General features: G+C 72.1%; 15 protein-coding genes. 9 read left to right on the top strand and 6 right to left on the bottom strand.

Features of this window, described 5'->3' with window-relative positions:
• Positions 1 to 18: 18 nt before the first annotated feature.
• Complete coding sequence (locus tag AC07FK_RS04380; protein ID WP_479102381.1) at positions 19 to 711, top strand: thymidine kinase; 693 nt, start codon at positions 19 to 21, stop codon at positions 709 to 711.
• Here AC07FK_RS04380 and AC07FK_RS04375 read toward each other — a convergent pair.
• The gene (locus tag AC07FK_RS04375; protein ID WP_479102380.1) at positions 683 to 1,462 is read right to left on the bottom strand and encodes a VOC family protein; all 780 of its coding nucleotides are present in this window, start codon (positions 1,460 to 1,462) and stop codon (positions 683 to 685) included. The two genes, AC07FK_RS04380 and AC07FK_RS04375, sit on opposite strands and share 29 nt — an antisense overlap.
• 235 nt (positions 1,463 to 1,697) lie before the next feature.
• Between AC07FK_RS04375 and AC07FK_RS04370 the strand changes: the two genes are divergently transcribed.
• Entirely contained in the window at positions 1,698 to 2,525 is an 828-nt protein-coding gene (locus AC07FK_RS04370) for a sulfurtransferase (RefSeq protein ID WP_479102379.1), read from the top strand.
• Between the two features lie 92 nt (positions 2,526 to 2,617).
• On the opposite strand, the gene sepH is transcribed toward AC07FK_RS04370, so the two are convergent.
• Complete coding sequence (gene sepH / locus AC07FK_RS04365; protein ID WP_479102378.1) at positions 2,618 to 3,679, bottom strand: septation protein SepH; 1,062 nt, start codon at positions 3,677 to 3,679, stop codon at positions 2,618 to 2,620.
• Positions 3,680 to 4,176: 497 nt separating this feature from the next.
• Between sepH and AC07FK_RS04360 the strand changes: the two genes are divergently transcribed.
• Positions 4,177 to 4,728, top strand: a complete 552-nt coding sequence (locus AC07FK_RS04360) for a hypothetical protein (protein WP_479102377.1) — start codon at positions 4,177 to 4,179, stop codon at positions 4,726 to 4,728.
• A gap of 13 nt (positions 4,729 to 4,741) precedes the next feature.
• Here AC07FK_RS04360 and AC07FK_RS04355 read toward each other — a convergent pair whose 3' ends face one another.
• Both AC07FK_RS04355 and AC07FK_RS04350 read right to left on the bottom strand, forming a co-directional pair.
• Positions 4,742 to 6,079, bottom strand: coding sequence for a D-arabinono-1,4-lactone oxidase (locus tag AC07FK_RS04355; protein ID WP_479102375.1), 1,338 nt, complete (start codon positions 6,077 to 6,079; stop codon positions 4,742 to 4,744).
• Complete coding sequence (locus AC07FK_RS04350) at positions 6,030 to 7,286, bottom strand: MFS transporter (RefSeq protein ID WP_479102374.1); 1,257 nt, start codon at positions 7,284 to 7,286, stop codon at positions 6,030 to 6,032. Before AC07FK_RS04350 ends, AC07FK_RS04355 begins: the two co-directional genes overlap by 50 nt.
• Before the next feature lie 108 nt (positions 7,287 to 7,394).
• Here AC07FK_RS04350 and AC07FK_RS04345 point away from each other — a divergent pair, with 108 nt between their 5' ends.
• Positions 7,395 to 8,525 carry a ferrochelatase gene (locus tag AC07FK_RS04345; protein ID WP_479102372.1) on the top strand — a complete coding sequence of 377 codons (1,131 nt, stop codon included), beginning with the start codon at positions 7,395 to 7,397 and terminating at the stop codon, positions 8,523 to 8,525.
• Positions 8,526 to 8,538: 13 nt separating this feature from the next.
• Entirely contained in the window at positions 8,539 to 9,339 is an 801-nt protein-coding gene (locus AC07FK_RS04340) for an inositol monophosphatase family protein (RefSeq protein WP_479102371.1), read from the top strand.
• A 97-nt stretch (positions 9,340 to 9,436) separates the two neighbouring features.
• Here AC07FK_RS04340 and AC07FK_RS04335 read toward each other — a convergent pair whose 3' ends face one another.
• Complete coding sequence (locus tag AC07FK_RS04335) at positions 9,437 to 9,610, bottom strand: hypothetical protein (protein ID WP_167518296.1); 174 nt, start codon at positions 9,608 to 9,610, stop codon at positions 9,437 to 9,439.
• A 302-nt stretch (positions 9,611 to 9,912) separates the two neighbouring features.
• Between AC07FK_RS04335 and AC07FK_RS04330 the strand changes: the two genes are divergently transcribed.
• The 4 genes from AC07FK_RS04330 to AC07FK_RS04315 all read left to right on the top strand — a co-directional run bounded on the left by AC07FK_RS04330 (position 9,913) and on the right by AC07FK_RS04315 (position 13,381).
• Positions 9,913 to 10,566 (top strand): response regulator transcription factor, encoded by a 654-nt coding sequence (locus AC07FK_RS04330; RefSeq protein WP_479102368.1) that lies wholly within the window; start codon positions 9,913 to 9,915, stop codon positions 10,564 to 10,566.
• Positions 10,567 to 10,572: 6 nt separating this feature from the next.
• Entirely contained in the window at positions 10,573 to 11,814 is a 1,242-nt protein-coding gene (locus tag AC07FK_RS04325; protein ID WP_479102366.1) for a sensor histidine kinase, read from the top strand.
• 394 nt (positions 11,815 to 12,208) lie between these two features.
• On the top strand, positions 12,209 to 12,505 hold the full coding sequence (locus tag AC07FK_RS04320; protein ID WP_028814145.1) for a DUF4193 domain-containing protein: 297 nt from the start codon (positions 12,209 to 12,211) through the stop codon (positions 12,503 to 12,505).
• 12 nt (positions 12,506 to 12,517) lie between these two features.
• Complete coding sequence (locus AC07FK_RS04315; RefSeq protein WP_479102364.1) at positions 12,518 to 13,381, top strand: hypothetical protein; 864 nt, start codon at positions 12,518 to 12,520, stop codon at positions 13,379 to 13,381.
• Here AC07FK_RS04315 and AC07FK_RS04310 read toward each other — a convergent pair.
• Positions 13,378 to 13,836, bottom strand: a complete 459-nt coding sequence (locus AC07FK_RS04310) for a DUF3093 domain-containing protein (RefSeq protein WP_479102362.1) — start codon at positions 13,834 to 13,836, stop codon at positions 13,378 to 13,380. The genes AC07FK_RS04315 and AC07FK_RS04310 overlap by 4 nt on opposite strands.
• Positions 13,837 to 13,866: the final 30 nt, after the last annotated feature.

Raw genomic sequence — 13,866 nt, 5'->3', positions numbered from 1 at the left:
AAAGGTCCTCAACCCCTCATGCCCGAGCTGGTGTTCTTCTCCGGAACGATGGACTGCGGAAAGAGCACCCTCGCTCTTCAGATCGAGCACAACCGGTCGACCCGCGGCCTCCAGGGCATGATCTTCACGCGCGACGACCGCGCGGGCGCGGGCAAGCTCTCCTCCCGCCTGGGCCTGGTCACCGACGCCGTGGAGGCCGCCGACGGCTTCGACTTCTACGCGTACCTCGTCGCCCACCTCTCCCAGGGCAACCGGGCCGACTACGTGATCGTCGACGAGGCGCAGTTCCTGGCCGGCGAGCAGATCGACCAGCTCGCCCGCGTCGTGGACGACCTGGAACTCGACGTGTTCGCGTTCGGCATCACCACCGACTTCCGCTCCAAGCTCTTCCCCGGCTCGCAGCGCCTGGTCGAACTCGCCGACCGGGTCGAGGTCCTCCAGGTCGAGGCGCTGTGCTGGTGCGGCGCGCGGGCCACGCACAACGCCCGCACCATAGGGGGCGAAATGGTCGTCGAGGGCGCCCAGGTCGTCGTCGGCGACGTCAACCAGGCGCCGGACGAGATCGGTTACGAGGTGCTGTGCCGCCGCCACCACCGGCGGCGGATGACGGCCGCCGCCGCGCACGCCGGGGCACTGTCGCCCGACGTGCTGCCCGTCGACCCGTCCTCCCTCACCGAGTCCGTCAGCCGGTCGCCGTCGTCACGATCGTGAACACCGCGCCCTCCGGGTCCGCGACGCACGCCACCCGCCCGGCGGCGGCGTCATGGGGCGGCCGCAGCACATGCCCGCCCAGCTCCGCCAGCATGCGGGCGGACCCGTCGGTGTCCGCGACCTCGAAGTACGTCATCCAGTGCGCGCCGCGGTCGCGCGGCAGCGCCTGGCCCACGCCCTGCACGGAGGCGACGGGCCGGCCGGCGAGACGCAGCGTCAGCTGGTCGAAGTCGGCCGAGGCCCCGGCCTCCACCTCATGCCCGAACACGGCCGCGTAGAACTTGCCGACCATCGACGCCTCACGGGTCATCAGCTCGTTCCAGACCGGCGTGCCGTGGGCGCCGGCGATCGCCGTGCCGAGATGGGCCGCTGCCTGCCAGACGCCGAAGACCGCGCCCGCCGGGTCGGAGGCGATCGCCATCCGGCCGGCGTCCCCCGCGTCGAGCGGCCCGACCCCGACCGTGCCGCCGTGGCTCCGGATCGACTCGGCCGTGACACCGGCGTCGTCGCTGGCGAAGTACGGCGTCCAGGCGATGGGCAGATGCCGGTCGGGCGGCAGCTGCCCGATGCCCGCGATCTCCTGTCCGTCGAGCATCGCCCGTACGTACGGGCCGAGCTGCTGCGGTCCCGGCCGGAACTCCCAGCCGAACAGGGCTCCGTAGAATTCCTGCGTGGTGGCCAGGCCGTGCACCATCAGACTCACCCAGCAGGGCGCACCGGGCGTCCGCCGCCGGGTCGCTGCCTCGGTCATCGTCACTCTCTCCTCGGACCATCGTGGTGGTCGTGCGGGAACGGGCGCCCATGCCGAAGCCGTGAACGGGCGCGCCCGTGCAGATGCTTGCACCACCTGTCGTGCGGCGCGTCCCGGCCGCGCCGCTTTCTCTGGGTTCCCGTGGAAGAATGCCCGTTTTGGCATCTCCCATCCCGTTTCGACTCCCTGGCTGTACGGTGTCGGTCGCATCGAGGGCTGCGCAAGGATGGCACCTATGAATGCCATCATCACCGCAGCCGAACTCACCGGCGCGCTGACCGGAGACCGGCCGCCGGTACTCCTCGACGTCCGCTACCAGATGGGCGGACCGCACGGCCGCGCCGCGTACGAGGAGGGGCACCTCCCCGGAGCCGTCTTCGTCGACCTCGAAGCGGAACTTGCCGATCCGCCCGGCGCCCGGGGCCGCCACCCGCTCCCCGGCACGGAGGAGTTCGGCGCGGTCATGCGCCGCGCGGGCGTCCGTCACGACACCCCCGTCGTCGTGTACGACGGGGGGCAGGGCTGGGCGGCGGCGCGGGCCTGGTGGATGCTGCGCTGGACCGGCCACCCCGACGTACGCGTCCTGGACGGCGGCCTCGCGGTCTGGACGGGCCCGGTCGAGACCGAGGTCCCGACCCCGGCGACCGGCGATTTCAAGCCAGTCCCCGGAGCCGTGCCGCTCCTTGACGCCGACGGCGCCGCCGAACTGGCCCGCACCGGACTGCTGCTCGACGCGCGGGCGGGTGAGCGGTACCGGGGCGAGGTGGAGCCGATCGACCGCGTAGCCGGCCACATCCCGGGCGCGGTCTCCGCCCCGACCATGGAGAACGTCGGCCCCGACGGCCGCCTGCTGCCGGCCTCCGAACTGGCCGCCCGTTTCACGTCTCTCGGCGCCGGAGGGGACCGCCCGCTCGGCGTCTACTGCGGATCCGGTGTATCGGCCGCCCAGCAGGTCCTGGCCCTGGAGGTCGCGGGCATCCCGGCGGCGCTGTACGTGGGGTCGTGGTCGGAATGGTCCGCCGACGCGTCCCGCCCGGTGGCCACCGGAGCCGAACCCCGGTAGGGCCGGCGGATCCGGTAAAGCCGGTAATCGGGGTAACTCCGCATGCCGAAGGGCCCGTACGCCATCCGTACGGGCCCCTTCGCTCAAGGCGTCTAGTCCTGCTTCTTGCGACGTGTGCCGAACACGATCTCGTCCCAGCTCGGTACGGCCGCCCGCCGTCCGGGACGCACGCCGTCGGCTTCTGCCTGGCGGTCCGTCGTACCGGTGAGCCGGTCGCGGTGGCCGGCGACGGCGCGCGGCATGAGCACATCGGCGTACGCGGCGCCCGCCCCCGAGGCCGCGGAGGCCGCGGGCTCCTCCGCCTCCGGCTCCTCCGCCGCGTCGGGCTCGGTCGTCGGCGGCTCGGAGGCCGGGGCCGGCCGCTCGGGCACCACCATGTCGCCGCGGAAGCTCGGCACCGCCTCCAGCAGGCTGGTCAGCGAGTCCCGTTCGCCCGGGCCGCCCTCGTCCGCGTCGGACGCGGGCGAAGCGGGCCGTTCCAGCTGACGGTCGAGCGAGCGGTCGAGCGGCCGGTCCCTGGGCAGCCGGGCGATCCGCGGCACGAACGGGAAGCTCGGCTCGGGCGCGGCGGCCGTGTCGTCCGTCTCACCGATCAGCGCGCGCGCCTCGTCGTCCACGGCCTGCACGAGCCGCCGGGGCGGGTCGTACGTCCAGCTCGCGGAATGGGGCTCGCCCGCCACGCGGTAGACCAACAGGACTTCCCAGGTGCCGTCGTCGCGCCGCCAGGAGTCCCACAGGACCGTTTCCTTGTCGGCTCCGCGCAGCAGAAGCCGCTCCTGCACCGCCTCGCCGAGCTGCGGCCCGGTCCCGGTGTTCTCCCCGGGGCGGCGTACGGGAGTCTTGCGCGCGCGCTCGGCCATGAAGGCGCGCTCGGCGAGCACCGGACCTTCGAACCGGCGGACGCGGTCGACGGGGATGCCGGCGTGCTGGGCGACCTCCTCCGCGGAGGCGCCGGCTCGTATACGCGCCTGGATGTCCCGAGGCCGGAGGTGGCTCTCCACCTCGATCTCGATCTGGCCGAGGCGGGCGCGGTCGTTGCGCACCGCGGCACGCAGCCGCTCATCGATCGGAAGCGTGTACTCCGTGCTGTCAGCAGCCTTCAGCACCAGTCGTGTGCCGTCATTGGAGACGGCCACGACACGCAGTTCGGGCATGGGAACCTCCCGGGTGGTGCCTGCCGACGTCACGTGCGTCGCTGCTTCCGCTAGTCGAGTGTGGCCTGCCCGGGTGCAGCCTGCCACAACCTTGCCCCGTAGCCCGGCGTGTCGGGCATCAGCCCGAGATCGCCGTTATGGCACGGTTACCGTTTCGCCACTTACGGTGACCGCTTCGTCACCGTGAGCAGCGGGCGCCCGCGATGGAGGCCGGACCCAGGGCTCGCCACAGTACTCCATTCGGGCCATGGGGGTGGACCGGCGCGCCACCGAACTTCTCATGCGGTACGGGAGTTGAAGTGCCCGCTCTGCCGCCACAACCCCTCTCAAGTGGCCTCCTTCACAGAATTCCCCGAAGCGGAACTATCCACTTCGCCCACATGTCCCTTTCTGTTGCGAGGTGGAACAGATGGGCCAGATGGGTGAGATGGGTATTCGGAGGCTGAGCACGGACGGGAAGCCCGGAGCCGACGGGGAGGAGCCGACTCGACCTGAGTGTGGCTCGGATCGCGGGCAGCGCGGTCGCCGCGGTCGTGGCGGCCGTGCTGGGGTCCGAACTGGGCGTGTACGGGACGATCATCGGCGCGGGAGTGGTCAGCGTCGTCGCGGCCAGTGGCGGCACGCTCTTCCAGCACCTGTTCCGGCGCACCGGGGAACAGATCCGCGGGGTCACGGTCCACGCGAAGCCGAAGGGCCGTCAGGCGCCGGCGGGCGGCCCGGCCGGCGAGGAGGGGCGGACGGGGGTGCCGCACACCGCCGCGGGGCCGGCGGGCCTGACGGACGGACAGTTCACCGACCCCACCACGCACGGCACGCGGGTCCGGGGCCAGCGGCGGTCCCTGGTCGCGGCCCTGGTCGTCTTCGTCGTGGCGACGGGGGGCGTCACGGCGTACGAGCTGGTCTCGGGCGGCGACCTCAGCGGCGGCGGGGGCAGCACGGTCGGCAACGTCCTGCGCGGCGGCGAGCAGCACCGCGAGAAGACCACGCCGTCGCGGTCGCCGTCCGGGCGGCCGCCCGGCGTCTCGCCGGAGGGCACGCCGTCCCCGTGACGAGGCGGCCGGGCTAGTCGCCCAGGACCCGGCGCAGGTAGTCGTTGGCGAAGAGGCGCTGCGGGTCCAGGCGGTCGCGCAGCGCCGTGAACTCGGCGAAGCGCGGGTACGCCCCGGCCAGGTACTCCGCGTCGCGCGTGTGCACCTTGCCCCAGTGCGGCCGCCCGCCGTGCGCCGTCATGATGCGCTCGACCGCGGTGAAGTACGCCTGGTACGGGGTCCCCCGGTAGAGGTGCACGGCGATGTACGCCGTGTCCCGGCCGGACGCGGTGGAGAGCGTGATGTCGTCCGCCGGGGCGGTGCGTACCTCCACCGGGAAGCTGACGCGCAGCGGCGAGCGCTCGATCAGCGCCTTCACCTCGCGCAGCGCCGCGACGGCCGCCTCGCGCGGAACGGCGTACTCCATCTCCATGAAGCGCACCCGGCGCGGGCTGGTGAACACCTTGTAGGGGATGTCCGTGTAGGTACGGGCGGAGAGCGCGCGGCTGGAGACCCTGGCGATCGCGGGCACCGCCGCGGGGAAGGCGCGGCCCACCGAACAGGCCACCTGAAAGACGCCGTTGGAGAGCAGCTCGTCCTCCACCCAGGCGCTGACGCGGCCGGGCGGGGCGGCCGGGCCCGCGCTGCGGTTGTTGCGCTTGGTGTTGCAGTTGCCCGTGTGCGGGAACCAGTAGAACTCGAAGTGCTCGTTCTCGGCGTGCAGCGCGTCGAAGTCGGCCGTGACCCGGTCGAACGTCATCGGCTCCTCGCGCGCCGTCAGCAGGAAGAGGGGCTCCACGGCGAAGGTGATCGCCGTGACGACGCCCAGCGCGCCGAGCCCCACCCTGGCCGCCGCGAAGACCTCTCGCTCTTCGGCGGTCCCGTTCGGCGAACAGGTGAGCAGCGACCCGTCCGCCAGGACCAGTTCCATCGCGCGGATCTGCGCGGCCGTCGCGGCGGAGTCGCGCCCCGTGCCGTGCGTCCCCGTGCTGGTCGCGCCGGCGACCGTCTGCTCCATGATGTCGCCCATGTTCGTGAGCGACAGGCCCTCCCTGGCGAGCGCCACGTTCAGGCGCTTGAGCGGAGTACCCGCCTCCACGGTCACGGTCCCGGCCTCCCGGTCGATCGCCCGGATGCCGGTCAGCAGGTCGGGGCGTATCAGCACGCCGTCGGTCGCGGCGACCGCGGTGAAGGAGTGGCCCGTGCCGGCCGGCTTGACCTTCAGGCCGTCCTCAGCCGCCCTGCGCACGGCCTCGGCGAGCTCCTCGGCAGAGGCGGGGGTCACCTCCCGCGCGGGGCGGGCGGTGACGTTCCCCGCCCAGTTACGCCACGTGCTCGCTGTCCTGGACGCCGTCCTCGATGTGCCGGCCATCAGTCCCGTGCCCTCCCCGCGTCGGTGCCGGCGTGCGAAGCCGGCGATACCCAAGGAACGCCACGAGGGCCGCGAGAACTCCCGACGCGACGGGCACCGCGTACCCCGCGTCCGCCCCCGCCGCGTCGACCACCCAGCCTGCGGCCGAGGAACCGAGAGCGACGCCGACGGCGAGCCCGGTCCCGGTCCAGGTCATGCCCTCGGTCAGTTTGGCGCGCGGTACGTGCTGCTCGATGAGAGCCATGGTGGTCACCATCGTGGGTGCGATGGAAAGGCCCGCGACAAAGAGCGCCACGGCCAGCAACGGCAAGTTCCCGGCCAGTAGGAGGGGGATCATACTCACGGCCATGGCGCAGACGCCCACCAGCCACCTCGTGGACGCCCGCCCCTTGAGATGGAGCAGGCCGAAGACCGCTCCCGCGAGGCACGAGCCGAGCGCGTACACGGCGAGGACCAGGCTGGCCGCCGCCTTGTGGCCCTGCTCCTCGGCGAACGCGACCGTCACCACGTCGATCGACCCGAAGATCGCGCCGACGGCCACGAAGGTGGCCACCAGCACCTGGAGGCCGCCCGAGCGCAGCGCGGAGCCCCCGGTGTGCTCGTCGCGCGGATGCGGGACGGGCTCGGTGGCGCGCTGGGCGGTCAGCCAGAAGACGCCGACCGTGAGGAAGACGGCGGCCAGCAGCGGGCCGGCCTCCGGGAACCACGCGGTCGACAGTCCGATGGAGATGATCGGGCCGAAGATGAAGCAGACCTCGTCGGCGATCGACTCCCAGGAGTACGCCGTGTGCAGCTCGCGCGGGGAGCCCCGGTAGATCTCGGCCCAGCGGGCCCGGACCATCGAGCCGACGCTCGGGACGCACCCGGCGCCCGCCGCGAAGACGAACAGCGTCCAGTCGGGCGCGCCCTGCTGGGCGCAGATCAGCAGCCCCGTGACGGCCGCCACCGCCACCAGCGTGGCCGGGCGCAGGACACGGCGCTGCCCGTACCGGTCGACGTAGCGCGATATCTGCGGCCCCATGACCGCGGCCGCCATGGCGAGCGTGGCCGAGAGGGCTCCCGCCAGCCCGTACCGGCCGGTGAGCTCGGAGATCATGGTGACGATGCCGATGCCCATCATGGAGATCGGTATCCGGCCGAAGAAACCGGCGACGGAGAACGCCTTGGTGCCTGGGACGGCGAAGATCGCGCGGTACGGACTGGGCAAGGGACGCTCCGGTAAGGCGTATAGGTGGAACTTGCATCTTACGGTCGCCCCGCGGCGTGCCGCACGGCGGTTTCACCGCCGCCGCGCGCGGGTGGCAGGATCGTTCCCATGCCCGATCAGCGCGATCCAGCCCCTTACGACGCCCTGCTGCTTCTCTCCTTCGGCGGCCCCGAAGGCCCGGACGACGTGGTCCCGTTCCTCGAGAACGTCACCCGCGGCCGCGGCATCCCCAGGGAGCGGCTCAAGGAGGTGGGGCAGCACTACTTCCTCTTCGGCGGCGTCAGCCCGATCAACGAGCAGAACCGCGCCCTCCTCGACGCCCTGCGCAAGGACTTCGCCGAGCACGGTCTGGACGGCCTGCCGGTCTACTGGGGCAACCGGAACTGGGCGCCGTACCTCGTCGACACCCTGCGCGAGATCGCCGCCGACGGCCGCCGCCGTGTCGCCGTGCTCGCGACGAGCGCGTACGCCTCGTACTCCGGCTGCCGCCAGTACCGCGAGAACCTCGCCGAGGCGCTCGCGACGCTGGAGACCGAGGGAATCGAGCCGCTGCGCGTCGACAAGCTGCGGCACTACTTCAACCACCCGGGTTTCGTACGTCCCGTGGTCGACGGGGTGCTCAAGTCACTGGCCGAGCTGGACGAGAGCGTACGGGCCGGGGCGCACCTCGCCTTCACGACCCATTCCATCCCCACGGCCGCCGCGGACGCCTCGGGTCCGGTGGAGGAGCACGGGGACGGCGGGGCGTACGTCGCCGAGCACCTGGACGTCGCCCGGCTGGTCGCGGAGGCGGTACGGCAGGAGACCGGCGTCGCGCACCCCTGGCAGCTCGTCTACCAGTCGCGCAGCGGGGCCCCGCACACCCCGTGGCTGGAACCGGACATCTGCGACCACCTGGAGGAGCGGCACGCCGCGGGCGTGCCCGCCGTCGTGATGGTCCCGATCGGCTTCGTGTCGGACCACATGGAGGTCCTGTACGACCTGGACACCGAGGCCACCGCCAAGGCCGCGGAACTCGGCCTGCCGGTGAGGCGGTCCGCGACCGTGGGCGCCGACCCGCGCTTCGCCGCCGCCGTGCGCGAGCTGCTTCTGGAGCGGGCCGCCGCCGAGCGGGGGTTCGTGGTGGAGCGGTGCGCGCTGGGGGCGCTCGGCGCGAGCCACGACCTGTGCCCGGTCGGGTGCTGCCCGGCCAGGTCGCCCAAGCCCGCGGCCGCGGGCGCCGACAGTCCGTACGCCTGAACCGAGGAGAGCCGTGACCGACCCCCTCTCGACCGAGCTGCTCGACATCGCCCTGGAGGCCGCGCGGCGGGCCGGAGCGCTGCTGCGGGACGGGCGGCCGGCCGATCTCGGCGTGGCCGCCACCAAGTCCAGCCCCATCGACGTCGTCACCGAGATGGACCTCGCGGCCGAGAAGCTGATCACCGGCTTCCTCGCCGAGCACCGGCCCGACGACGGGTTCCTCGGCGAGGAGGGCGCGAGCAGTGAGGGCACCAGTGGCGTCCGGTGGGTGATCGACCCGCTCGACGGCACGGTGAACTACCTCTACGGCCTGCCGACTTGGGCCGTGTCCATCGCGGCCGAGCTGAACGGTGAGACCGTGGTGGGGGTCGTGGCGGCGCCGATGCGCGGCGAGACGTACCAGGCGGTACGGGGCGGCGGCGCGTACGCCGGCGCCGCGCCGCTGCGAGTGCGGCCCGCGCCGCCGCTCGACCAGGCGCTGGTCTCCACCGGCTTCAACTACGTCACGACGGTGCGCAGCCACCAGGCGGACGTCGCGCGGCGGATGATCCCGCTGCTTCGGGACATCCGGCGCAGCGGGTCGGCGGCGATCGACCTGTGCGACGTGGCCGCCGGGCGTCTTGACGGGTACTACGAGCGCGGGCTCAGCCCCTGGGACTTCGCCGCGGGCGACCTGATCGCCCGGGAGGCGGGCGCGGTGACCGGTGGGCGACCCGGTGAGCGGCCGTCGGGTGAGCTGACGGTCGCGGCGTCACCCGGCGTCTTCGACCCGCTCCAGGCCCTCCTGGAGGACTTCGGCGCCTGGCACGACTAGACCCCGCCCCGGCGCAGCGCGAGGGCCCCGGCGCCTGCCCGGCGCCGGGGCCCTCGTGACGTGCTTCAACGTGCTCCGAACGGTCGGGCGGGGCAGGTCACGCGCTCGCGGCGGTCACCTGTACGCCGTGCTCCGCGGCGAGGCGGTGCAGGTCCTCCAGCTCCGCCTGCTCCACCTCCGCCAGGAAGTCGTCGCCCGTCTCTCGAGCCATCGTGAGGTCGGATTCCGTGGCCTTTATGCGCTGCAGCAGGCCTGCGGTGAAAGCGTCCATGGGTTGCGCCCCCTCGTCATGGGTCGGCGGCACGGGGGTGTGCCGGGGGTGGGGTGGGGTCGATCACGTGGCGTGCCGAACACAGGGCGTGATCGTGGGGTGTGCAGTCGTCCTCCCCACAGCCCGCCTCAGGAAAACCTCAACTCGCCCGGGAATCATGGAAATCCCCCCTCACGGCCGTCCGCCGGGTCTTTCCGGCCCTACCGCCTTACCGCCGGTTTATGGCCGAAAGGGGCAGGATGGCAGCACACATCGATCGATCACACCTGCCCGCGTGGGCAGTCGGCGGAAGGATTTGCGACGTGCGCGTACTCGTCGTCGAGGACGAGCAGCTGCTCGCCGATGCGGTGGCCACCGGACTGCGCCGGGAGGCCATGGCCGTCGACGTCGTGTACGACGGAGCGGCCGCCCTGGAGCGCATCGGGGTGAACGACTACGACGTCGTCGTGCTCGACCGGGACCTCCCGCTGGTGCACGGGGACGACGTCTGCCGCAAGATCGTCGAGCTGGGCATGCCCACCCGCGTCCTGATGCTCACCGCCTCCGGCGACGTCAGCGACCGCGTGGAGGGCCTGGAGATCGGCGCCGACGACTACCTGCCGAAGCCGTTCGCCTTCAGCGAGCTGACCGCGCGGGTACGGGCCCTCGGGCGCCGTACGACGGTCGCGCTGCCGCCCGTCCTGGAGCGCTCCGGCATCAAGCTCGACCCGAACCGCCGTGAGGTCTTCCGCGACGGCCAGGAGCTCCAGCTGGCGCCGAAGGAGTTCGCGGTGCTGGAGGTGCTGATGCGCAGCGAGGGAGCCGTCGTGTCGGCCGAGCAGCTGCTGGAGAAGGCCTGGGACGAGAACACCGACCCGTTCACCAACGTCGTGCGGGTCACCGTCATGACGCTGCGCCGCAAGCTCGGGGAACCGCCGGTCATCGTCACCGTGCCCGGTTCCGGCTACCGGATCTGACGCGCCGTGGCCTCGACCCCGGCGCCCCCCGCCGCGCCGCCGAAACCGACCTGGGACCCGAGGGAGCAGGAACCCTCGTTCCCCTGGCTCCGCCCGACCATCCGGATACGGCTCACCCTGCTGTACGGCGGGATGTTCCTGATCGCCGGCATCCTGCTGCTCTCGATCATCTACCTGCTCGCCGCCCAGGCGCTCGCCGTCGGCAGCGACCTGCCGTTCAAGATCGTGAGCGGCAGGGTCGAGAGCACCGTGTGCGACCTGCGCGACCTGCCCAGCCAGCCCTCGCCCGAGCAGTTCAACGCGGCGATGAACGCCTGCGTCAACCACCAGCGGCAGCAGGCGCTCGACGAGCTGCTCAGCCGCTCGCTGCTCGCCCTGCTCGGCCTCAGCGTCATCGCCTTCGCCTTCGGCTACGCGATGGCCGGACGGGTCCTGTCGCCGCTCGGCAGGATCACGCGTACGGCCCGCCGGGTGGCGGGCACCGACCTGACCCGGCGGATCGAGCTGGACGGGCCGGACGACGAGCTCAAGGAGCTCGCCGACACCTTCGACGAGATGCTGGACCGGCTGGAGCGGGCGTTCACCGCCCAGCAGCGGTTCGTCGGCAACGCGTCGCACGAGCTGCGGACGCCGCTGGCGATCAACCGGACGCTGCTGGAGGTCCACCTCTCGGACCCGGGGGCGCCGCCCGAGCTCCAGCAGCTCGGCAAGACGCTGCTGGCCACCAACGAGCGCAGCGAGCAGCTCGTGGAGGGTCTGCTGCTGCTCGCCAGCAGCGAGAACCAGATCGTCGAGCGCAAGCCGGTGGACCTGGCCGAGGTCGCCTCGCGCGCCATCGACCAGGCGCACGGCGAGGCGGCGGCGAAGGGCGTGGAGATCCGGGGCGAGCGCGCGCCCGCCGTCGTGCAGGGCAACGGCGTCCTGCTGGAGCGGATCGCTCTCAACCTGGTGCAGAATGCCGTGCGCTACAACGTGCCGGAGGACGGCTGGGTCGAGGTCACCACCGAGGTCGCCCACGGACAGGCGCTTCTGGTCGTCTCGAACACGGGTCCCGTGGTTCCCGCGTACGAGGTCGACAACCTCTTCGAGCCGTTCAGGCGGCTGAGGACCGAGCGCACGGGCAGTGACAAGGGCGTGGGTCTCGGCCTCTCGATCGCGCGCAGCGTCGCGAGGGCCCACGGAGGCCGTATCATCGCGGAGCCCCGCGAGGGCGGTGGCCTCGTGATGCGCGTAACGCTTCCGGTCTGAGGTGTTTCGTGCAGCCAACGCGGCTGTTCGCTTTAAGCGGAATTTTCGGGACCCTGCCCGGGTCTGCCTGTGTGTGTTCGATCACAGGTGCCGATAACTCGTCATCCACTCTCCGTGATCGCGAACTTCCCTGGAAAACCGGGAAAAGTCCGGGTTTCCAGGGGGTGAGATAACGGGAAGTACACGAGGTGGCGCTCGCGAAGCAGGGCATGAGGACCGTGTACGGTCCCGATCGCCATCCAAACCGACCGCCCCCCGGGGGATCGGTTGGGTGTCGATTGAGTAACAGACCTTGATGTGAGGCAAAATCTCCGCCTCAGGTCGGGCACAAGTCCGGCCTCTCACGCGTTACGTGCGCTGAGACACCGCAACTACCCAGAGGGGGAGAGCGACAGTGGCAACGGATTACGACACCCCACGCAAGACCGATGACGACGTCGATTCGGACAGCCTTGAAGAGCTCAAGGCCCGTCGGAGCGACAAGACGGCATCGGCCGTTGACGTGGACGAATTCGAGGCGGCGGAAGGGCTCGAACTGCCCGGCGCCGACCTGTCCAACGAAGAGCTCGCCGTACGTGTCCTGCCGAAGCAGGCCGACGAGTTCACCTGCATGAGCTGCTTCCTGGTGCACCACCGCAGCCAGCTGGCCAGGGAGAAGAACGGCCAGCCGATCTGCCGCGACTGCGACTAGGGACGGCCGGCCGTGGCAGGCGCGACACCGTCCTGGAAGAAGCGCTTCCGGCGCAAGGATTCGCCGGAGGCGCCGCACGACGTGAGCGCGGCCGTCGGCGCACGTGACGACGAGCGGGGCCTGCCGGCCTCGCTCGAAACGGCGGAAGGGCCCACTGCGCGGGCCCGGCGCCTGGCGGCTGTCAGGCAGGGCGTACGGAAGGGCGGCCAGGGCGCGAAGGCCGGCATCGGCTATCTCGCCGACCGGGTCGTCGAGATCGCGCCGCGCGTTCCCGTACGTGACCTGCCGACCCTGCGCAGGCACTTCCCGGGCCTCGGCCCGGAGCAGATCGCGGACAAACTGGTGGCGGGCGCGGCCAACGCGACCTCCACCGTGGGGGCGGGCGTCGGCGCCGCGGCCATGCTGCCCGTACCCCCCGCGATGCCGGCCGAGCTGGCTGCCGAGGTCACCGGCGTGGCCGCGATCGAGCTGAAGCTCATCGCGGAACTGCACGAGGTCTACGGCCTGCGGCCGCCCGGCGGGCGGGCCCAGCGCAGCACCGCCTACCTCACCTCCTGGACCCAGGAGCGGGGCATCGACGTGTCCAAACCGGCCACGTACAACACGGCGCTCGGCACGCAGATGAAGCGCCAGCTCCGGCAGCAGATCATGAAGCGCATGGTCCGCAACCTGCCGAACCTCATGCCGTTCATGGTCGGCGCCGCCGTCGGCGCCGTGATGAACCGCCGCGACACCAGGAACCTCGCCGAACGCATCCGCAGAGATCTGCGCGCCGCGCAGATCCCCTGGGACGCGCTGCCCGAGCTGCCTCCGTTGGAGAAGCCGGAGCAGCCCCAGATCGAGCTGGACCCCGGCCCCGGGGAGCCGGCGAGCTAGCCCGCCCGTACGGCCGCCAGAGCGGCCGCCAGGCCCTCGGGGTCCCGCGTCGAGAGGTACAGGTACGGCGTCGGATCGGCCGGGTCGGTGACCTCGACGCGCAGCGCCCGGGGGATGTAGCTGCGCAGCAGCATGTGGGCGCGGGTGTCGGCCTTGTGCGACCGCCAGGCGCGGGCCTCCTCGGCGTCCAGCACCTCGGCCTCGCCCAGGGCGGAGACCGGGATACGGGCGTCCCCGGCGATCAGCGCGTCCCCGACCACCCGGATCCGCTGCGAGCCGTACGTGCTGACGCCGGCCGCGGCGAGCGCCCCGGCGCCGACGAGCCCGCCCAGCATCGGCAGGAGACCCAGGGGCAGCAGCATCAGTCCGCCCGCGACGCCGGCGAGGCCGGCGATGATCCACCAGGAGCGGGGGGCGGTCAGGCGTTCTGCGTACTGCGGGGCGGAAGGCTGCATGAAACCAAGCTTGGCACGGCGCGACCTGCG

Source organism: Streptomyces sp. NPDC046122 (assembly GCF_056429965.1).
Note: the sequence above shows the minus strand (reverse complement) of the source record. Positions and strands in the feature narration are given on the sequence as shown.

Coding starts and splice junctions, on each gene's coding strand:
- AC07FK_RS04310 (WP_479102362.1), bottom strand. CDS start 13,836: ATGCAGCCTTCCGCCCCGCAGTACGCAGAACGCCTGACCGCCCCCCGC.
- AC07FK_RS04335 (WP_167518296.1), bottom strand. CDS start 9,610: ATGGACGCTTTCACCGCAGGCCTGCTGCAGCGCATAAAGGCCACGGAA.
- AC07FK_RS04370 (WP_479102379.1), top strand. CDS start 1,698: ATGAATGCCATCATCACCGCAGCCGAACTCACCGGCGCGCTGACCGGA.
- AC07FK_RS04355 (WP_479102375.1), bottom strand. CDS start 6,079: ATGGCCGGCACATCGAGGACGGCGTCCAGGACAGCGAGCACGTGGCGT.
- AC07FK_RS04375 (WP_479102380.1), bottom strand. CDS start 1,462: ATGACCGAGGCAGCGACCCGGCGGCGGACGCCCGGTGCGCCCTGCTGG.
- AC07FK_RS04345 (WP_479102372.1), top strand. CDS start 7,395: ATGCCCGATCAGCGCGATCCAGCCCCTTACGACGCCCTGCTGCTTCTC.
- AC07FK_RS04380 (WP_479102381.1), top strand. CDS start 19: ATGCCCGAGCTGGTGTTCTTCTCCGGAACGATGGACTGCGGAAAGAGC.
- sepH (WP_479102378.1), bottom strand. CDS start 3,679: ATGCCCGAACTGCGTGTCGTGGCCGTCTCCAATGACGGCACACGACTG.